This window comes from Polaribacter sp. YIW18, from assembly GCF_057219325.1.
The window spans coordinates 150,176-169,272 of the sequence record NZ_JBXVVE010000005.1 but is presented as its reverse complement, the minus strand read 5'-3'; the positions used below and the strand labels follow the sequence as shown (position 1 = coordinate 169,272).

General features: G+C 29.2%; 19 protein-coding genes. 11 read left to right on the top strand and 8 right to left on the bottom strand.

Features of this window, described 5'->3' with window-relative positions; translation table 11 throughout:
• Window positions 1–28: 28 nt before the first annotated feature.
• Complete coding sequence (gene mutY / locus AC2D6T_RS07200) at window positions 29–1,075, bottom strand: A/G-specific adenine glycosylase (protein ID WP_484681015.1); 1,047 nt, start codon at window positions 1,073–1,075, stop codon at window positions 29–31.
• A gap of 141 nt (window positions 1,076–1,216) precedes the next feature.
• Here mutY and AC2D6T_RS07195 point away from each other — a divergent pair, with 141 nt between their 5' ends.
• Window positions 1,217–1,507, top strand: coding sequence for an HU family DNA-binding protein (locus tag AC2D6T_RS07195; RefSeq protein WP_484681014.1), 291 nt, complete (start codon window positions 1,217–1,219; stop codon window positions 1,505–1,507).
• 318 nt (window positions 1,508–1,825) lie between these two features.
• Window positions 1,826–3,355 carry an Rne/Rng family ribonuclease gene (locus tag AC2D6T_RS07190; RefSeq protein ID WP_298949524.1) on the top strand — a complete coding sequence of 510 codons (1,530 nt, stop codon included), beginning with the start codon at window positions 1,826–1,828 and terminating at the stop codon, window positions 3,353–3,355.
• 70 nt (window positions 3,356–3,425) lie between these two features.
• Here AC2D6T_RS07190 and AC2D6T_RS07185 read toward each other — a convergent pair whose 3' ends face one another.
• A complete protein-coding gene (locus AC2D6T_RS07185) occupies window positions 3,426–4,484 on the bottom strand; it encodes an endonuclease/exonuclease/phosphatase family protein (RefSeq protein ID WP_438988773.1) in 1,059 nt (352 codons plus the stop codon).
• A gap of 119 nt (window positions 4,485–4,603) precedes the next feature.
• Between AC2D6T_RS07185 and AC2D6T_RS07180 the strand changes: the two genes are divergently transcribed.
• The 7 genes from AC2D6T_RS07180 (at window position 4,604) to truB (ending at window position 12,039) form a co-directional block, all read left to right on the top strand.
• On the top strand, window positions 4,604–7,354 hold the full coding sequence (locus AC2D6T_RS07180) for a carboxypeptidase-like regulatory domain-containing protein (protein WP_484681013.1): 2,751 nt from the start codon (window positions 4,604–4,606) through the stop codon (window positions 7,352–7,354).
• Between the two features lie 15 nt (window positions 7,355–7,369).
• Window positions 7,370–8,794 (top strand): DUF5689 domain-containing protein, encoded by a 1,425-nt coding sequence (locus AC2D6T_RS07175; RefSeq protein ID WP_484681012.1) that lies wholly within the window; start codon window positions 7,370–7,372, stop codon window positions 8,792–8,794.
• A 56-nt stretch (window positions 8,795–8,850) separates the two neighbouring features.
• On the top strand, window positions 8,851–9,252 hold the full coding sequence (gene mce, locus AC2D6T_RS07170) for a methylmalonyl-CoA epimerase (protein ID WP_484681011.1): 402 nt from the start codon (window positions 8,851–8,853) through the stop codon (window positions 9,250–9,252).
• Between the two features lie 76 nt (window positions 9,253–9,328).
• Entirely contained in the window at window positions 9,329–10,207 is an 879-nt protein-coding gene (locus tag AC2D6T_RS07165; protein ID WP_484681010.1) for a cell division protein FtsX, read from the top strand.
• A gap of 4 nt (window positions 10,208–10,211) precedes the next feature.
• Window positions 10,212–10,454 (top strand): DUF3098 domain-containing protein, encoded by a 243-nt coding sequence (locus tag AC2D6T_RS07160; protein WP_438988777.1) that lies wholly within the window; start codon window positions 10,212–10,214, stop codon window positions 10,452–10,454.
• A gap of 2 nt (window positions 10,455–10,456) precedes the next feature.
• Complete coding sequence (locus AC2D6T_RS07155) at window positions 10,457–11,251, top strand: undecaprenyl-diphosphate phosphatase (RefSeq protein ID WP_484681009.1); 795 nt, start codon at window positions 10,457–10,459, stop codon at window positions 11,249–11,251.
• Window positions 11,252–11,346: 95 nt separating this feature from the next.
• Complete coding sequence (truB, locus tag AC2D6T_RS07150) at window positions 11,347–12,039, top strand: tRNA pseudouridine(55) synthase TruB (RefSeq protein ID WP_484681008.1); 693 nt, start codon at window positions 11,347–11,349, stop codon at window positions 12,037–12,039.
• A gap of 89 nt (window positions 12,040–12,128) precedes the next feature.
• On the opposite strand, the gene AC2D6T_RS07145 is transcribed toward truB, so the two are convergent.
• The 5 genes from AC2D6T_RS07145 to AC2D6T_RS07125 all read right to left on the bottom strand — a co-directional run bounded on the left by AC2D6T_RS07145 (window position 12,129) and on the right by AC2D6T_RS07125 (window position 17,237).
• Window positions 12,129–13,796 carry an RluA family pseudouridine synthase gene (locus tag AC2D6T_RS07145; RefSeq protein ID WP_484681007.1) on the bottom strand — a complete coding sequence of 556 codons (1,668 nt, stop codon included), beginning with the start codon at window positions 13,794–13,796 and terminating at the stop codon, window positions 12,129–12,131.
• A gap of 48 nt (window positions 13,797–13,844) precedes the next feature.
• On the bottom strand, window positions 13,845–15,002 hold the full coding sequence (locus tag AC2D6T_RS07140; protein ID WP_484681006.1) for a lycopene cyclase family protein: 1,158 nt from the start codon (window positions 15,000–15,002) through the stop codon (window positions 13,845–13,847).
• 1 nt (window position 15,003) lies between these two features.
• Window positions 15,004–15,489 (bottom strand): ABC transporter ATPase, encoded by a 486-nt coding sequence (locus AC2D6T_RS07135; RefSeq protein WP_438988782.1) that lies wholly within the window; start codon window positions 15,487–15,489, stop codon window positions 15,004–15,006.
• 80 nt (window positions 15,490–15,569) lie between these two features.
• Entirely contained in the window at window positions 15,570–16,190 is a 621-nt protein-coding gene (locus tag AC2D6T_RS07130; RefSeq protein WP_484681005.1) for a thioredoxin family protein, read from the bottom strand.
• A gap of 105 nt (window positions 16,191–16,295) precedes the next feature.
• Window positions 16,296–17,237 carry an NAD-dependent epimerase/dehydratase family protein gene (locus tag AC2D6T_RS07125; RefSeq protein WP_484681004.1) on the bottom strand — a complete coding sequence of 314 codons (942 nt, stop codon included), beginning with the start codon at window positions 17,235–17,237 and terminating at the stop codon, window positions 16,296–16,298.
• Between the two features lie 178 nt (window positions 17,238–17,415).
• On the opposite strand from AC2D6T_RS07125, the gene AC2D6T_RS07120 reads away from it, so the two are divergent.
• Window positions 17,416–18,039: a hypothetical protein gene (locus tag AC2D6T_RS07120; RefSeq protein WP_484681003.1), complete on the top strand. Its 624-nt coding sequence runs from the start codon at window positions 17,416–17,418 to the stop codon at window positions 18,037–18,039.
• A gap of 5 nt (window positions 18,040–18,044) precedes the next feature.
• Entirely contained in the window at window positions 18,045–18,554 is a 510-nt protein-coding gene (locus tag AC2D6T_RS07115) for a nuclear transport factor 2 family protein (protein WP_484681002.1), read from the top strand.
• Window positions 18,555–18,558: 4 nt separating this feature from the next.
• Here AC2D6T_RS07115 and AC2D6T_RS07110 read toward each other — a convergent pair whose 3' ends face one another.
• Window positions 18,559–19,035 (bottom strand): regulatory protein RecX, encoded by a 477-nt coding sequence (locus AC2D6T_RS07110; RefSeq protein WP_484681001.1) that lies wholly within the window; start codon window positions 19,033–19,035, stop codon window positions 18,559–18,561.
• Between the last annotated feature and the right edge of the window lie 62 nt (window positions 19,036–19,097).

The window sequence follows — 19,097 nt, the reverse complement described above, 5'->3', positions numbered from 1 at the left end:
AAATTAGATATCAAAAGTACTAAAAATATCAATTACTTTTTAGTCGATATTCCTTTAGAAAATTCGCAATTAAAATAGGTACAGGATAATCTTCTATATTTTCCCAAGAAATAGAAGCCTCTTTTAATGAGCTGGTTTCTACAATCCAAAATTGAGTGTATAAATGTTGATGAGATAATTTATGAATAATTTCTTTTTTGTTAAATAATGAAAGGGTAGTTTCTGCTGGGAATAAATTTTGAAATTCCTCTGAAGCAACAATTTCTTTTTGATTGCTGATGTTTTTTGTTTCTATTAAAGGAAATTGATACAAACCTTGCCAAATACCTTTGCCTTTTCTTTCTTTTAAGATTGTGTTATGGTCATCCGTTTTTATCACCAAAAAATTAAAATATCGTTTTGTGATTTTTATTTTTTTTTCTTTTACAGGTAATTCTTTAGTTAATTTTTTTTCTAAAGCAACACAACTATTTGCAAAAGGGCAAGTATCACAAAGCGGATTTTGGGGTTTACAATGCATTGCGCCAAAATCCATTAAAGCTTGATTATAAGTCCCCGGTTGCTTCGTGTCTAAAAGCGATTGCGCTAATGCTTTAAACTCTTTAATCCCTGCAGATGAGTTTATAGGTGTTGCAATGCCAAAATAGCGAGAAAGTACTCTGTAAACGTTTCCATCTACTACAGCCGTGGGTTCGTTAAAACAAATAGAGGCAATTGCAGAGGCTGTATAATCGCCAACACCTTTTAGTTTAATAATTTCTTTATAGGTTGATGGAAATTCGCCATTTAGCTCATTTGCAATGTATTTGGCGCTAAAATGTAAATTTCTTGCTCTAGAATAATAACCTAGACCTTGCCACATTTTTAAAACAGTACTTTCATCTGCTTTTGCAAGGTCAAAAACAGTCGGAAATTCTTCCGTAAATTTTAAATAATAGGCCAAACCTTGAGCAACTCTTGTTTGCTGAAGCATGATTTCGCTTAACCAAATAAAATAAGGATGCTTACTTTTACGCCAAGGTAATGCTCTTTTATTTTGTAAATACCAGTAAATTAGTGTATTATAAAATTTCATTTGTTATAAATAGATTTGCAATATTACATTTAAAAATTCAGATAATTTTAAGGTTTAATTTTTTTGGAATTGATTAATTATCATATATTTGCATCCGCATTTTTGAAATTAAATTAATAAAAATATAGTAAAAATAGAGACATGACGAAAGCAGATATCGTATCAAAAATTTCAGATAAATCAGGAATCGAAAAAACAGATGTTTTAGCAACTGTAGAGGCATTTATGACTGAAGTAAAGGATGCATTAGAAAATGGCGACAACGTTTATTTAAGAGGTTTTGGTAGTTTTATTATCAAAACTAGAGCAGAAAAAATAGGTAGAAATATTTCTAAAAATACAACTATTAAGATTCCGGCTCATAATATTCCAGCATTTAAACCAGCAAAAACTTTTACAGAAGGTGTAAAAAGTAAAGTAGCTGTTAAATAACAAAATACTAATCTAAACCTTAACTGGTTTAAAAAACAACAGACATTATGCCAAGTGGTAAAAAAAGAAAGAGAGCTAAGATCTCTACACACAAAAGAAAGAAAAGAGCTAGAGCAAATAGACACAAGAAAAAGTAAGCATTTGCTTACTTTTTCGTTTATTGTTTAACGAAAAAGAAAAACCAACCCCAAAAAAGTTCATTGACATTTGAAAATTTACACGCTGTGTAAGGCAGTAAATTTTCTAACGGTATTACAAAATACCTGACAATATTAATCCATCTGCACAACGAAGTGCAGTGTTAAAACCAAATTCAGCATGAAAACAGAATTAATAATTCGTTCGAATTCATCTGATATTGATTTTGCCTTATTAAGAGATGGAAAACTTATTGAATTAAATAATGAAACAACTGGTAACAAATTTTCTGTTGGCGATATATTTTTAGCCAAAATAGGAAAAGTGTTAACAGGTTTAAATGCAGCCTTTGTAAATGTAGGATACCCAAAAGATGGGTTTTTACATTATCACGATTTAGGTGCGCAAGTAAATTCATTAAATACATTCATTAAGAAAGTAAGCACAGGTAAGTATAAAGAATTCACTTTAAAAAACTTCCGTTTTGAGGAAGACATTAACAAAGACGGTAGTATTAACAACGTACTAAAATCGGGGCAAAACCTGTTAGTACAAATTGTTAAAGAACCAATTTCTACAAAAGGCCCAAGATTAAGTTCTGAGTTGTCTATAGCAGGTAGATTTTTGGTTTTAGTTCCTTTTTCTAACAGAGTATCTGTATCTCAAAAGATTGCAGATCCAAAAGAAAAAGAACGATTAAAAAGATTAGCAAAAAGCATAAAGCCAAAAGGTTTTGGCGTTATTTTAAGAACTGTTGCAGAAGGTAAAAAAGTAGCAGAATTAGATAAAGATTTGCAAAACTCCTTAGAACGTTGGAAAACCATGTGTAAGCGTATTGCTAACACAAATACACCAACTAAAATTTTAAGCGAACTTAACAGAGCATCTTCTATACTAAGAGATGTTATGAATGATAGTTTTACAAGTATCATAACCAATGATGAAACTTTAAAAGTAGAAATTAAAGAATATCTACAAGAAATTTACCCTGAAAAGGAAAAAATTGTAAAGTTGCATAGGTCTGATATTCCAATTTTTGAAAAATATGGAATTGAAAGACAAATAAAAACATCGTTTGGTAAAACAGTTTCTATGAGTAAAGGTGCCTATTTGGTAATAGAGCACACAGAAGCATTACACGTTATTGATGTAAATAGCGGAAACCGTTCTAACAAAGCAGGTTCTCAAGAAGATACAGCATTAGAAGTTAATTTAATTTCTGCCACAGAAATTGCACGTCAATTACAATTACGTGATATGGGTGGTATAATCGTTGTAGATTTTATAGACATGCATAAAGCTGAAAATAGAAACAAACTCTATCAGCATTTAAAAGAACAAATGGCTTTGGATAGAACAAAGCACAAAATATTACCTCCAAGTAAATTTGGTTTGGTGCAAATTACAAGACAAAGGGTTAGACCAGAGTTAAGTATAAAAACTACCGAGACCAACCCAAATAAAAATGGAGAAGTAGAAGCGCCCATTGTCTTATTAGACAAAATAGAAGCAGATTTAGAAAAATTTATTTCTAATCCAAAAAATAAAAAGATACAATTACACTTGCATCCTTTTATTGCTGCTTATTTACTAAAAGGCGTAAATTCTATACGTTTTAAATGGTATTTAAAACACAAAAAGTGGATTACTATTATACCTAGAGATGCTTACACATACTTACACTATAAATTTAAATCTGTAAAAGATTAATTTTTATACATGTAGAAGGCAATAATTTATTATCAATAAAAACCCAAAACTTATAAGTTTTGGGTTTTTTTTATTTTTTCTCTTTAATGAGATACACATATACAGGAAAATGATCTGAGTAACCCCCTGTATAACCTCCATTAGAAAAGCTTCTAAAAGGATAGCCTTTGTATCTACCTTTTTTCTGAGTTAAAAAACGCTTATTAAAAATGTTTGCTTGATACATTTTATAAGTAGTATAATCTTTTGTTCTTTTGTTTAGTAAAGGGGCAGAAATTAAAATCATATCAAAGAGGTTTAAATTATCTCTATAAGCTAATGTGTTAAAGCCTCTTCTATGTAAGTCTTCATAAGGGTTGTAAATATCGTTTTCATCTACATCTCTTTTTCTACTTTTGGTTTTTAAAATTTTTTTAAAACTAGAGTTTATAGGATCATCATTAAAATCGCCCATAGTTAAAATCTTAGCATTGGGGTCTTTTTGTCTAATTTTTTCTATAATTTTTGTGTTTTGGTAAGCCGCTTTTTCACGCAAAGGTCTACTTTTTGCTTCACCACCACTTCTAGAGGGCCAGTGGTTGACTATTAAGTGAATTAACTCGTCATCTAAATACCCAGAGACTAATAGTTGATCTCTAGTATAAACTTTGTAACCATCTCTATAAATATTTGGGTTAAAAGCTTCGTGATACACAGGTTTAAAATATCTTTTTTGATATAATAAAGCTACATCAATACCTCTTTTATCAGACGAATTATAATGTATAATGCCATAATGCTGTTTTGTCAAATGTTTAGATTTCACTAAATCTTCTAAAACACTTAAGTTTTCCACTTCAGAAACCCCAATTATTGCAGGACTCGTTTTTGCTTTATCCAGTCCAATTTGAGCAATGGTACTTCCTAGTTTATCTATCTTATCCCAATAAACTTTTGATATGTTGGCTTTTAGATTCATTATTGGGCTTGCTTCATCATTGATAGAGGTATCATTTATAGTGTCAAAAAGATTTTCTAAATTGTAAAAAGCAATAGTTCTAATTGTGTATTTTTTTTCTTTTTTTTGAGAAAAAAATACTGTATTTATAGAAATTAGAAATACAATAAGTAGGGTTACTTTTCTTTTCATTTGTGCTTTTTCTTTCTGTAAAAATATCAAACATAATTTATAATTTACTAATAAAATAGGTTTATTGTTAAAAAAAACCTAAATTTAAATGCTAAATTGAATGAAAAAAAGAGAAAGTTATGGTAAAATTTATTTTATCTACAATTTTTGTGATGCTATTTTTTATAGAAACAAATGCACAAAATATTGTAAAAGGTATTGTTATAGATAACAATACAGAAAACCCCTTAGTTAACGTTCTCATACACATTAAAAATACAATTATCAACAAAAAAACGCAACTAAATGGTGTTTTTATTATTGATAAACTTCCCAATGGAAAGTATCTTTTAGAGATTTCTATTAATGGTTACGAAACTCAAGTTTTTCCAATTCAACTTAATGGAAAACCAATTAATTTAGGTACAATTTATCTTTTTAAAGATATTACAGAAGACCAAGACTTAAGTATTATAACCATTACAGATGATGAGTTAAATGACGATGCAAGTGCTGCAGATAACATATCGGGTTTATTACAAGCAACAAAAGATGTCTTTTTAAGGTCTGCTGCGTTCGAGTTTAGTTCTTCTTTTTTTAGAATTAAAGGGCTAGATTCTGGAAATGGTAAAGTACTTATTAACGGAATTGAAATGAACAAAATTTATGATGGAAGAGCACAATGGAGTAATTGGGGTGGTTTAAATGATGTTTTACGAAACCAAGAATTTAGTAATGGATTAGCACCTTCTAACTACACTTTTGGCGGTGTTTTAGGTTCTACTAACATTAATACTAGAGCTTCTCAACAAAGACCAGGAACCAGAATTTCATATTCATCATCTAAAAGAAGTTATGTGCATAGGTTAATGGCAACCCACTCTACAGGTGTTTTAGAAGGAGATTGGGCAATAACAGTTTCTGGAAGTAGAAGAGCAGGCTTAGAAGGTTTTAACGAAGGTACTTCCTACAATGCATACTCATTATTTTCATCCGTAGAAAAAAAGATTAACGAAAACCATAGTATAAACTTTACATCTATTTTTACACCAAACAGAAGAGGTAAATCTTCTCCAAATACCCAAGAAGTATTTGATTTAAAAGGAATAGCTTATAATGATTATTGGGGCTATTTAAATGGAAGAAAGATAAATTCTAGAATAAAAGAAGTTGAAGAACCAATTTTAATGTTAAACCATTATTGGGATTTATCTGATAATAGCACATTGCAAACCAATATATCTTATCAATTTGGTAAAATAGGTAACAGTCGTTTAGATTTTAATGGTGGTGTAAACCCAAGCCCAACTTATTATCAATATTTACCAAGTTTTCAACTTAGAAATGAGGATTTAGCAGGAGCTTACACATCTAGAGAAAATTTTCAAGAAGATGGTCAATTAGATTGGAATAGAATTTTTGATGCAAACATTACAAATGCAAATGCAGGTATAGAAAATGCTTATGTACTTTATGAAGATAGAAGTTATGATAAGCAATTAACAGTAAACACTATTTTCAACTCAGACATTACAAACAACATTACTTTAAGTGGTAAATTAGAATACAGAAGATTACGTTCTAATAGTTTTGCAGAAGTTATAGATTTATTAGGTGGTAAAGGTTATTTAGATATCAACCCGTTTGCAGATACAGAAAACCAACAACAAAACGATATCTTAAATCCTAATAGAGTTGTTGTAGAAGGAGATACTTTTAGATACAACTACAATTTAAATTCAAATATGGCAAGTGCTTTTTTACAAGCACAATTTAAGTATAAAAAAGTAGACTTTTTTACAGCATTTAGTGTATCTAACACAACTCATCAAAGAGAAGGTTTATACCAAAATGGTAGATTTGAAAATAATTCTTTAGGAAAATCTAAAAAATTAGACTTTATAAACTTTGGTGCAAAAGCAGGTGCAACTTATAAAATTACAGGACGCCATTTAATAGATGCAAATGTAGCTTATGTAACCAATGCACCTACAATTAGAAACTCTTTTGCAAACTCTAGAGAAAATAATTTTGTGGTAGATGATTTGGTTAGCGAAAAAGTATTTTCATCAGATGTAAGTTATATTGTTAGAAGCCCAATAATTACCTCTAGATTAACTGGTTACTATACCAATGTACAAGATGCAACAGAAATATCTTTTTATTTTGCAGATGGTATTGGTGGCGATAATACAGCTTTTGTACAAGAAATACTTTCTGGTATCAACAAACAACACATAGGTTTAGAACTAGGTATAGAGGCGCAAGTTACACCAACTATAAAGTTAAAAGGTGCAGCAGCTATTGGGCAACATACTTACAGCAATAATCCAGATTTATATTTAACATCAGATGTAGCTAATAATGGTGGTTTTGATGCAGACTTTAGATCTAAAGATTATGTGTCAAATTTAAAAAACTACAAATTGGCTTCTGGTCCACAAAATGCTTATTCTGTTGGTTTCGAGTACAGAGATCCAGATTATTGGTGGGTTGGTGCTACCACAAATTTCTTTTCAAATATTTATGTTGATGTTGCTCCATTAAATAGGTCTTCAAACTTTTTTGAAGACGCAGATGGTTTACCATTTGCAGATTACGATCCAGATTTAGCAAGAGAATTATTGCAACAAGAAAAATTTGACGATTATACGGTTGTAAATTTAATTGGTGGTAAATCATGGAAAATAGGCGATAAATATATTAGTCTATTTGCAACAGTAAATAACTTATTAGGAGAAGAGTACAAGTCTGGTGGTTTTGAACAAGGTAGAAATGCCAACTTTAGACAATTAAGAGACGACAAAGCACTAGATACACCCGTTTTTGGTAATAAATATTGGTACGGAAGAGGTACAACCTACTTTTTAAATTTAAATATATCATTCTAAAAAAAAATAATTAAAATGAAAACAAATAAAATAATCATCATATTACTAGCCTTTGTATCTAGCATTTCTTTTACCTCTTGTGTAGAAGATGGAGACTTTACAGTACCCCAAAATTTAGGAGTAGAAGAAAATGAAAATTTAAATGCACTTTTAGATAGCATAAATCAAGGTTTCGTAGAATTAAAGTCTATAAAAGATTTAAAAAAAATCTATATTTCTGGTAGTAACCCTATAGAAATAGTGTCTAATATCGCTGTAAAAGGATATGTTATTTCTTCAGATGAAAATGGTAATTTCTTTAGAGAATTTTATATACAAGACCAACCAGAAAACCCAACTTCTGGAATTAAAGTAGCTATAAATTTAACTAATATTAATACCAAATTTAATTTTGGAAGGGAAGTTTATGTAAGATTAAAAGGTTTATATATTGGAGAAACAAATTCTGGTGATGGTGTAACTACAATTGGGGGTAAAGTAAAATTAGTAGATAATAGAGAGATAGATAATATTACTGTAAATAAATCTTTAAATCAATTTTTTAGATCAAAAACTATAGCTGAAATTATTCCTAAAATTGTAACCCTAGGAGATATAAACAATCCAGAAAATCTTTGTACCTATGTTAGTGTAGAAAATGCTTATTTTGCTGGAAATATAGAAGGTAAGACATATATAGATCCTACAGAAGATTTTGATACCAAAAGAACTATAGAAACTTGCCAAGGTCCTGGCATTGTAGAGGCTTTTGTAGAAACAAGTTCTTTTGCAGACTTTGCTAATTTAGCATTACCAAAAGGAGGAGGTTTTTTAAATGCGGTTGTTTCTAAAGATTTTCCTGGAGATTTTACAGTACTAGTTTTAAATTCAGCAGATGGTGTAAATATGAACGGAACAAAGTGTACTACTGAATCACTATCAGATTTTTCAACAATTTTATTAAATGAAAATTTTGAGACAACTTCTGGAGATATAAATATTGCTGGTTGGACAAATTACAGTGAAAAAGGCACTAAACTTTGGCGTTCTTATTTTGATAATGATGTACAAAGTAGAGCTGCAAATATTGGTTCTTTTAGATCTGGAAATGCTTCAACAATATCGTGGTTAATTACAAAAGGTATAGATTTAGATACAACATCAGAAGAATATTTTTCTTTTGATACTTCTACATCTTTTGCAGATAGTAGTACTTTAGAAGTTTTAATATCATCTAACTGGAATGGTTTAGAAACAACAATTACGAGTGCTAATTGGGAAAAACTACCTGCAAGAATAGCATCAAATAGTGATGACTTTAGAACTTTTATTAACTCAACTTACATTAATTTATCAAATTATACAGGTACAGTTTACATCGCATTTAAATATATAGGGAGTGGAGATGAAGATTTTGATGGAACTTATGAGATAGATAATGTAGTAATTAACGCAAAATAATAACTTATTAAAACCAGTAAAGATTTTTCTTTACTGGTTTTTTCTATTTTTACACTATGGATAAAATAGAACACATTGGTATTGCAGTTAAAAACTTAGAGGAATCTAACAAGCTATTTGCATCATTATTTGGTAAAACACATTACAAAGTAGAAGAAGTGGCTTCAGAAGGTGTTAAAACCTCTTTCTTTAACACAGGCCCTAATAAAATAGAATTATTACAAGCTACAAATGTAGATAGTCCCATTGCAAAATTTATAGAAAAAAAAGGAGAAGGCGTACACCATATTGCTTTTGCAGTTTCTGATATTAAAAGTGAAATTAAAAGATTAAAAAACGAAGGTTTTGTTGTGTTAAATGAAGAACCCAAAAAAGGAGCCGATAATAAATTAGTGGCTTTTTTACATCCAAAAACTACCAATGGTGTTTTAATTGAGTTGTGCCAAGAAATCAATTAGTTAAAATACTGCAAAGACGCACTGTCAACTAATTTCTTATTATTATCTTGCCAACAGTTTAAAAGTTACCATAAAAATGCCTTCAAAGTTTGAAACATACCAAAAAAGACGTTTAGCATCTTCTTATATTTCTGTTGTAATTAGTATTGCTTTGGTGCTCTTTATGGTAGGTATTTTAGGACTCATGCTTTTAAAATCTGCCTTGGTAGCAAATAGAGTAAAAGAAAAAGTAGCCATTACTTTATTTTTAAAAGATAAGGTAACTAGCAAACAAATAAATGGTTTCAAAGCTGCTTTACAAAAAGAAAATTTTACAAAACGAATTATTTACACCTCTAAAAAACAAGCAGCAAAACAATACAGTAAAGAAATTGGCGAAGATTTTTTAAATTTTTTGGGAGAAAATCCGCTTAAAAACGGAATAGATATTTACTTAAAAGCAGATTTTGTTACTCCAGGAAAAATAGAAGAATTAGAAACAAAATTTCTAAAAAATGCATTTGTTGCAGATGTATCTTACGATAAATTATTGATAAACTTACTAACAAAAAATATTAAAAAAATTAGTTTTTGGTTGTTAATATTAAGTGGTTTTGTGGGTTTTATAGCCATTATTTTAATAAATAGCTCTATTAGGTTATCTATTTACTCTAAAAGATTTAACATAAAAACCATGCAAATGGTTGGTGCTACAAAAGGTTTTATTAGAAAACCTTTTATTTGGCAAAGTATAAAATTAGGGTTGGTTGCTGCAATTATTGCACTTTTAGGTTTAGCAGTTGTAATTTATTATGCAGATAAATTTGCACCTAGTTTAGGCTTTTTAAAAGACTATATTTCTTTAGCATATTTAACAGGTGGTGTACTTTTAACAGCATTTATTATAACTTGGTTAAGTACCTTTTTTGCCACACAACGTTTTTTAAATTTACGAACAGACGAACTTTATTATTAAAAACATGAAAGAAGAACAACTACAAAAACCAGCATTTATTTTTGGAAAAAAGAATTATATTTTCATGATTATTGGTATCCTGTGTATTGCTTTAGGATTTATTTTTATGGCAGGTGGTGGTAGTAACGATCCCAATTTTTTTAATAAAGAAATTTACAATTGGCAAAGAATTCGTTTAGCACCCACCCTAGTAATTATTGGTTTAGGTATAGAAATTTATGCTATTTTACTAAATCCTAAAAAATAAATATGGATATTTTAGAAGCCATTATTCTTGGTATTATTCAGGGTGTAACAGAATTTTTACCAGTATCCTCTAGTGGTCATTTAGAGTTAGCAAAAGCCATTTTAGGCAATACTTCTCTACCAGAAGAAAGTTTAACATTTACAGTGGTTTTACATTTTGCAACAGCATTAAGTACCATCGTAATTTTTAGAAAAGAAATTTTTGACATTGTAAAAGGTTTGTTTCAATTTAAATGGAATGATGAATTTAAGTTTTCATTAAAAATTATCATTTCTATGATACCTGCAGTGATTATAGGCTTACTTTTTGAAGACGAATTAGAATCTTTTTTTGGCGGAAAAATATTATTAGTAGGTGTCATGTTGTGGGTTACAGCACTATTATTGTTGCTAGCAGATAAAGCAAAAAATACCGATAAAAAAGTTTCATTTAGTAATTCTGTAATTATTGGTATTTCTCAAGCCATTGCTATGCTACCAGGTATTTCTAGATCTGGTGCTACCATTTCTACATCGGTTTTATTAGGTATTGATAGAACTAAAGCAGCCCGTTTTTCATTTTTAATGGTGGTTCCGTTAATTTTTGGTAAAATTGGTAAAGATGTTTTAAGTGGCGATTTAAATTTTCAAGCGTCAGAAACTACCCCAATTATGGCAGGCTTTTTAGCTGCTTTTGTAGCGGGTTTATTAGCGTGTAAATGGATGATTTCATTAGTAAAAAATAGTAAACTTTCTTACTTTTCCATTTACTGTGGTATTGTTGGTGCTATGGCTATAGGTTATGCGCTTTTAAATTAATAAAATTCAATTTTTAATAGTATTAAAATTGATGTTTGAACTAGCTCTGCTACTAAGCAACCTCTTTAATTAAACCTACTGAAAGAATTTTATAAATGACAGAAGAAGACTACAAAAACGGACAAGTTTTATTAATTGATAAACCACTTACTTGGACCTCTTTTCAAGTTGTAAATAAACTGCGTTGGGAAATTAAACAACAATTTAATCTTAAAAAGATAAAAGTGGGTCATGCAGGTACTTTAGATCCTTTAGCAACGGGTTTATTAATTATTTGTACAGGCAAACAAACCAAACAAATAAATACCTATCAGGGGCAAATTAAAGAATATACTGGTACTTTTACAATTGGGGCAACTACACCAAGTTACGATTTAGAAACAGAAGTAGATAAAACATATCCAACAGCGCATATTTCTGAATCGCTTTTAAAAGAAACTACCCAACAATTTATTGGAGAAATTCAACAAAAACCACCCATTTTTTCTGCAATTAAAAAAGACGGTAAACGCTTATACGAATTAGCAAGAAAAGGAGAAACTACAGAAATTAAAACAAGAGCAGTTACTATTTCTGAATTTGAAATTACAAAAATACATTTGCCAAAAGTAGATTTTAGAGTAGTTTGTAGTAAGGGAACTTATATCCGTTCTTTAGCTTTCGATTTTGGAAATGCCCTAAAATCTGGAGCTCATTTATCTGCGCTTAGAAGAACAAAAATTGGTGATTTTTCTGTGGATAATGCACTTTCTGTGGAGGAATTTATTCAACAATTAAAAGATAATTAATTAAGCTTTTTGTTTCAGGTGAATTATTTAACGCTGTTAGTTTGTGTGGTTATCCTTATCTGCGTATTTATATCGGTAACTTATCATTATTAAAAATCTGCAGGAACACAAAAACTAATTTTCTCGTTAGTCTTCGGATGTAAAAATTCGATAAACTCTGCATGTAAATGTAATCTGTTTTCTTTTTTTCCATACAAATCATCACCAATAATAGGTGTGTTTAGTCCGTTTTTATGAGTAGCATGCACTCTTAATTGATGCGTTCTACCAGTTACAGGATAAAAATAGACACGTGTTTTGTCTTTTTCAATATCAATAACTTCCCAATTAGTTTCTGCATTTTTACCATATGTAAAATCTACTAATTGTTTGGGTCTGTCATCTAAATCTACACGTAAAGGCAATTGTATAGAGCCTTTTTTGTCAGTTAAAACACCATCTAATAAGGCTATATAGCGTTTTTTTACAGTCCTATTTATAAACTGACTTTGTAAAGCTTTATTAGCTTCTTTCGTTTTTGTTAATACTAAAATACCAGAAGTAGACATGTCTAATCTATGCACAATTAAAGGCCCAGTTGCATTTGGGTATTGTTGTTGTATTCTCGTGTATACAGAGTCTGAAATACTTTTACCTGGTACCGATAAAAACTCTGCTGGTTTATTTACGACAAGCAACACGTCATCCTCAAAAATAATTTTTAATTCTTTATTTTTAGATAAGTTTTTAATCAACAAATTTTCTTCTACATCTAAACCCTGTAACATATGTGTTAAAATGGGTTTACATCTGCTTTGGCAAGCAGGATAGTAATTTTTATGTTTTCTAATAGCCGAGTTAGGCGAAATTCCCCACCAAAATTCTGCCATTGTTACTGGTGTTAAGTTATTTAGAAAAGCATATTGCAATAATTTGGGTGCAGCACATTCACCTGAACCTGCAGGAGGTTTTACAGCAGGATTATTAAAAATATCTAACAAACTTTTTTCTTCTTTAGCAACATTTAAAAAAGCGTATTTACTAAATAAGGTTTGTTGCAAATAGTTAGATGTTGCTTTTCTTTCTTTTTTTAGTGATGTAATTTCGTCTTCAAAAACAGTAATTTGTTGCTTAATTTTATCAATTTTCGCATCATAATACAACTGTAATTCTTTTAAAAAAAATTGCTGATTGTAACTTTCTTGTTTTAATTGAGTAGTTAGTTTTTTAAAATCATCATTATTTAAAACCTTTATTGCTTCTTGTTTTTTCTGCTTTCTAGCAAGCTTAGCTTGTTTTAATTTTAATTTTTGTGCTTTTAAGTCGTTTTGAATCTTTGTAGTTAAAATTGTAAAATATTTTTTTAAAGCAATGTAATTTTTATTGTTTACCAATTGATCCAATGCTAAATTTATGGCATCTAACTCAGCTTCACCTTTTACATAAAAACTGTTTTCTGCACGCATATTAAATACAGGAGGAACAAATTTTTTTGGCAAACTATGGTCGTTTAATTTTCCAGAAAAAGCAGCTAAATAACCAATTTTCCCTTCTTTATTTTTAACCACTAAAACACCAAACATTTTTCCGATTGCATTTTCCTTCTGGTTTTCTAATCCAAAATTATGAGTAAAATCGGTTTGAGTTTTTAAATATTCTTGAAGCTCAGAAGTTGCAATTTTAGCCAATTTATGGGGTTTGTAATAAAAAGGAAATGTAAACTTTTTAGGAAGTTTAATTTTAGAAATATCAGTAGAAAAATCTTGCAAATAACTCAATGTTGAATAAAAATTAAATATACTTGTAAATGATTGTTATAAGGTAATTTATCCATTATTTTTATAAAAAAGTTGTCTAATAGCAGCAATAAAAAAAGTTTTTATAGGCAAGCTTTTCATAATATAAATATCCTCTAGAAAAGTACTTTGGTTGCCTAAAAATGCTAAGATTTTTTGGGCAGATATTTTTTGAAACATTCTGGTAAAAATTTCTTTTCCACTAAGTTTTTCTGATAAAATAACTGCGATTAAGGTTCTGTCATACCAATGATAAATCTTGTCTCTAAAACTTGTTTTTAAATGGGGCTTTTTGCCCAATTTTATTTGATTTACAATTTCTGAAACATTTTTTTGTATAAACTGAAATGTATAACCACTACTAGCTTTGGTAAAACCTCCAGAAGTGCCTAGGTTGATTACATTTTCTAATGGATAATTTTTAAATGCAGCTAAAGACATTGGTATAATACCAAATTCTTTATGTGCAATCGTATAATTTTCTAGTTGTAACTCGTTTGAAATATATTTTTTAAGTGCTGCAGTATATTTTTCTTTTGGAAGTATTTTTGGGCTAAATAAGGTATATTCAACTAAAGCTTCTGTACTAGATGTGGGTAAAACATACATAAAAGTAGCTCCATTTTCTTGCGATAGCCTAAAATCCATCAACCTACCAACTTTTGTATTAAAAAAAGGTTGTTCTGTTTTAATAACCCAACCTTTAAAATGTTGTAAAAGCGAGTTCTCTTCAGTAATTTTAGGGTTAAAAATAGGTGTAGAGTTAAATACTGTTTTAGCTCTATAACTATTTTTTTCTGTTTTTACAGAGGCCTCATTCTTAGTAGAAGTTATCTCTAAAATGGTTTCTTTTAAAAACGTAACATTGCTAAACTTTTTGGCAAAACTGATTACAAAATTATAAAAATCAATTCCTTGAATCATTTTGTAGGTATAAGTACCTAAGTCTAATTTTTTTTCAAAATTGGTAGATAAAAATTCTAAAGTGTTCCATTTTGCGTATACAATTTCTTCAAAAATACCTGCTTCTTTTTCCCAGTAACACCAAGTTCTGTCATTATTATTTTTATGGTCTTTATCAATTACTAAAATAGTAGCATCTTGCAATGTTGGTTCTTTTAAAATAGCATAAAGTAAGCTTAAACCAGCACAACCAGAACCTGCAATAATATAATCGAATGTTTTCATTTTATTTTAAAAATCTACTATACCAACTGTCTTCAATAGGAATTTCCCAAAAATTATCAAAATCTTGTTTGGTAGTTATAAGGTTGTCAAAAACAATGGTTTTTGCAGTAACAGCTTTATTTTTTAATAACTTTTTAAAGTCTTTTAAATCTTTGTATTGTACATATTCGCCTTGTTTAAAGCAAACATTCATTTTATCTAAAAGCGCTACTTTATAAATTTGTTGTAACTCTAATATAAAAGAAACACTAGCATCTATATCTACACTTAATAATTTTGTAGAAACATCATCTGCAGCTAAAACTATAAACCTGTTGTAAAGTATTTTAAAAGATGCTTTAAAATCTTCATCTTCAGATTTCCATTGTGTTACAAAACCTTTTACACTTTGTGTTACTTCTTCTATTTCATTAGGATAAAACTTTCTACTAGATGGATAAATCCAAATTTTAGCATCTTCTGGAATGGAATGGAATTCTACAAACATTTGTTTCTTTTAAAATACAAATATAACCAAAAGAAAAACCGTAAGCTTATATAAGCTTACGGTTTTATAAATGTCGAGTTTTAAAAGATTATTTTTTTTTCTGAAAAGCGATGTATTAGCAACCTAACAATATCTTCTTGTACGCTTTTGCCTTTATCTTTATTGTACCAAACTTGTAGGTCTTGCTTAAATTGAGCGTCTAAACTACCGTTTTTTGCTTTGTAGTCTGCCACCATTTTTGTGGCTACAGAAGGCCTTGGTCCCCAAGTAAATATCACATTATGTTCTGCATCTAATGCAATTAATTTTGGAATTGCTCTACCACCATTGGTTAAAAATAAATCCATGAGTTCTAAATTTTCGTCTCTTAAAACTACTTTTAAATTGATGTTTGGGTTTATAGCAGCAATTTTGTTAATTACAGGTAAATTTTGTGCGGCATCTCCACACCAACCCTCTGTTATTGTTAACCAAGTTTGTGATTCTTTTATGCTATTTATAGTAGCAATTGTATCTTCAGAAATTTGAAGCGTTTTATCAAGGCGTTTCATTCTTCTATCGTTTAACAAGCTGTAGTTTGTTAAGGCTTCTGATTGTAGGGGACCTGTTGCTTTACCATTTGCTAATAAATTACTTACTAAAGTTCTGTAAGTTTCGTAAGAAATAGCATTTTGTAAACTTTTTTCTAAACTATTTTTCATCTTTTTTATTTTAAATAAAGGTAATTTTTATACTTATTTTTCTTGGTAACCTTTGTTACAATTGGGTTTTTTATTAAGACGAAATATACACTAATTTCTTACAATTTATTTTTTAAGATTTATAAGAATATCTTTTGTTATCGCTGCCAAATCAAATTGATGTTTCCAATTCCAATCTTTTCTTGCTTCAGAATCGTTAATGTTAGAAGGCCAACTATCTGCTATTTGCTGTCTAAAATCTGGATTGTAGGTAATTGTAAAATCTGGAACATGTTTTTTAATTTCTTCAAAAATTTCTTTTGGTGTAAAATCTATAGCAGCTAAATTGTAAGAAGTTCTAACTTTAATAGCTTCTGATTTAGCTTGCATTAATTGGATGGTTGCATTTACAGCATCATCCATATACATCATTGGTAAACGTGTGTTTTCTGATAAAAAACAATTAAAATTACCATCTTCTAATGCTTTAAAATAAATATCTACAGCATAATCTGTAGTACCTCCTCCTGGTTTTGATTTCCAAGAAATAATACCAGGAAAGCGTAAACTTCTAACATCTACACCATATTTTTTATGATAATAATTACACCAAAATTCTCCAGAAAGTTTACTAATACCGTAAACTGTAGAAGGTTCCATAATTGTTTTTTGTGGTGTGTTTTCTTTTGGAGTTGTTGGGCCAAAAACCGCAATAGAACTTGGCCAATATACTTGTTTTATGTGGTTTTCTTTTGCTAAATCTAACACAGCTAATAAAGAGTTCATGTTTAAGTTCCAAGCTTTCTGTGGATATTTTTCTGCAGTTGCAGATAACATTGCGGCTAATAAATATACTTGTGTTACTTTGTATTTTTTAACTGTTTTTAAAATGGTTTCTTTATCAGTTGCATCTATAATTTCAAATGGGCCAGATGCCATTATAGCAGCATCTCCACCTCTAATATCTGAGGCAATAACTTGCTTTTTGCCATACACTGAACGTAGCTTTTCTGTTAACTCGGTTCCTATTTGACCACTAGCACCTAAAACTAATATGGTTTCGTTCATATATTGAATTCAATTAAAATTAAAAACAAAGGTACTTAATTTAATTATTCGCAATTATATTTTAAATAAATAATTATTCAATAATTTTAATACTTTATTTTTTTGTTTTGTTAGGGTTTTCTTAAAAACGAAAACGGTGCAAGATATTTATGTATTTTTACTTTTTTTAAACAAAGTTGTGAAATATTTATACATTTTATTGTTATTACTTCTTGTAATTTCTTGTGGAGATAAACAAGAAAAAGAAGTAGCGGTTAAAACTGCAAAGCCTTTAATGAGTTTGGTTACCAAACACAATGCTACAAAATCGGTAGCTCCAAAGTTCTTAAACGATGTTGCAGGTTGGCAAAAATTAAAATTGGTAGATTCTTTTTTTGTGAATTACAGAAATATATCGCCTAACGAAGCCTTAAATAATGCTGTAGAATTAAAAGATTTGGTAAAAAGTTTAAGTGATAGCATTCCAAAAAAATTTAACATTGCGTCTTTTAAAGCTAGAGTAAATGTTTTATATAATGAAACCTTAAGGTTGGCAGATTTAAAAGATATTCCTGCAATAAAAGCAACAGAAGTAAATGTACAAGTAGATAAAACGATTGAAGCTTTTTCTGCTGTAAATATTAAAGTTAATACCATTTTACAGAAACAACGTTTTGAAGATTTAATTGATGTAGATGTTAGTTTTATCGGTTTAGATACCACAAAAATTGATAATTTTTCAAAAAAAACAATAGATTTAAAGTTAAAAGAAAAGTTCATCAATAAAAATAATTTAGATAAAGGAGCCTTAAAAAGGCAATAGTATTGATGAGAAAATTAGGAATTATATTAAGTGTTTCATTATTGTTTTTTGCTTGTCAAGAACTTCCAAAAAAAGTAAGTATTACTTCAGAAAAAGCAACCATAGATAGTGTTTTGATAAATTGGCACAAAGCAGCTTCAAATGCAAATTACACCAATTATTTTGGTGCTTTAGATAGTAGTGCAGTATATATTGGAACAGCTGCAGAAGAAATTTGGTCTAAAAAACAGTTTTCTAATTTTAGCAAACCTTATTTTGATAGAGGCAAAGCATGGGATTTTAAAACTCTTGAAAGAAATGTATACCTTAATGAAATTGGAGATTTTGCTTGGTTTGATGAACTATTAAATACTTGGATGGGAACTTGCAGAGGTTCTGGAGTATTAGAAAAGAAAAACAATACTTGGAAAATTAAACAATATGTATTGTCTGTTGCCATACCAAATGATGATATACAAGCTGTAATTACTGCAAAAAAGAAAAACGATTCTATTTTTTTAAATAGATATAAGTAGTCATTTATGCGCTAATTATTTCGTTAACCACTTTATAAATTAATTCGCTTTCAAATCCTTTTCGCATTAAAAAACCAGTTAGTTTTTGTTTTCTTTTATGGATGTTTGATTCAGAAATAACAGCATTTCTATTTTCTGTAATTCTGTAAATAGTTGTATGGTATTCTTCATCATCAATTTCTTTTAGAGCCGATTTTATATTGTAGGTAGAAATATCTTTAAACTTTAATTCTCTTACAATTCGTTGTTTGCCCCAATTTTTTATTCTAAACTTTCCTCTAGCAAAACTTTTTGCAAAGCGTTCTTCGTTTAAAAAATTATCTTTCATTAAGTCTAAAAGAATCAATTCTCTCGCTTCAGGAATTAATTTGTATTCCTTCATTTTTTGCTCTACTTCTTTATGACATCGATCTTGATAGATACAGTATTGCTCCAGTTTTCGTTTTATTTGGTTTACTGTAAAAGAGGGTTTTTGTAACATGATTTCGAAAATACAAAAAGGATTGAAATCTTAAGACTTCAATCCTTTTTAATTTAGTTTTA

Coding starts and splice junctions, on each gene's coding strand:
- mutY (WP_484681015.1), bottom strand. CDS start 1,075: ATGAAATTTTATAATACACTAATTTACTGGTATTTACAAAATAAAAGA.
- AC2D6T_RS07195 (WP_484681014.1), top strand. CDS start 1,217: ATGACGAAAGCAGATATCGTATCAAAAATTTCAGATAAATCAGGAATC.
- AC2D6T_RS07190 (WP_298949524.1), top strand. CDS start 1,826: ATGAAAACAGAATTAATAATTCGTTCGAATTCATCTGATATTGATTTT.
- AC2D6T_RS07185 (WP_438988773.1), bottom strand. CDS start 4,484: ATGAAAAGAAAAGTAACCCTACTTATTGTATTTCTAATTTCTATAAAT.
- AC2D6T_RS07180 (WP_484681013.1), top strand. CDS start 4,604: ATGGTAAAATTTATTTTATCTACAATTTTTGTGATGCTATTTTTTATA.
- AC2D6T_RS07175 (WP_484681012.1), top strand. CDS start 7,370: ATGAAAACAAATAAAATAATCATCATATTACTAGCCTTTGTATCTAGC.
- mce (WP_484681011.1), top strand. CDS start 8,851: ATGGATAAAATAGAACACATTGGTATTGCAGTTAAAAACTTAGAGGAA.
- AC2D6T_RS07165 (WP_484681010.1), top strand. CDS start 9,329: ATGCCTTCAAAGTTTGAAACATACCAAAAAAGACGTTTAGCATCTTCT.
- AC2D6T_RS07160 (WP_438988777.1), top strand. CDS start 10,212: ATGAAAGAAGAACAACTACAAAAACCAGCATTTATTTTTGGAAAAAAG.
- AC2D6T_RS07155 (WP_484681009.1), top strand. CDS start 10,457: ATGGATATTTTAGAAGCCATTATTCTTGGTATTATTCAGGGTGTAACA.
- truB (WP_484681008.1), top strand. CDS start 11,347: ATGACAGAAGAAGACTACAAAAACGGACAAGTTTTATTAATTGATAAA.
- AC2D6T_RS07140 (WP_484681006.1), bottom strand. CDS start 15,002: ATGAAAACATTCGATTATATTATTGCAGGTTCTGGTTGTGCTGGTTTA.
- AC2D6T_RS07135 (WP_438988782.1), bottom strand. CDS start 15,489: ATGTTTGTAGAATTCCATTCCATTCCAGAAGATGCTAAAATTTGGATT.
- AC2D6T_RS07130 (WP_484681005.1), bottom strand. CDS start 16,190: ATGAAAAATAGTTTAGAAAAAAGTTTACAAAATGCTATTTCTTACGAA.
- AC2D6T_RS07125 (WP_484681004.1), bottom strand. CDS start 17,237: ATGAACGAAACCATATTAGTTTTAGGTGCTAGTGGTCAAATAGGAACC.
- AC2D6T_RS07115 (WP_484681002.1), top strand. CDS start 18,045: ATGAGAAAATTAGGAATTATATTAAGTGTTTCATTATTGTTTTTTGCT.
- AC2D6T_RS07110 (WP_484681001.1), bottom strand. CDS start 19,035: ATGTTACAAAAACCCTCTTTTACAGTAAACCAAATAAAACGAAAACTG.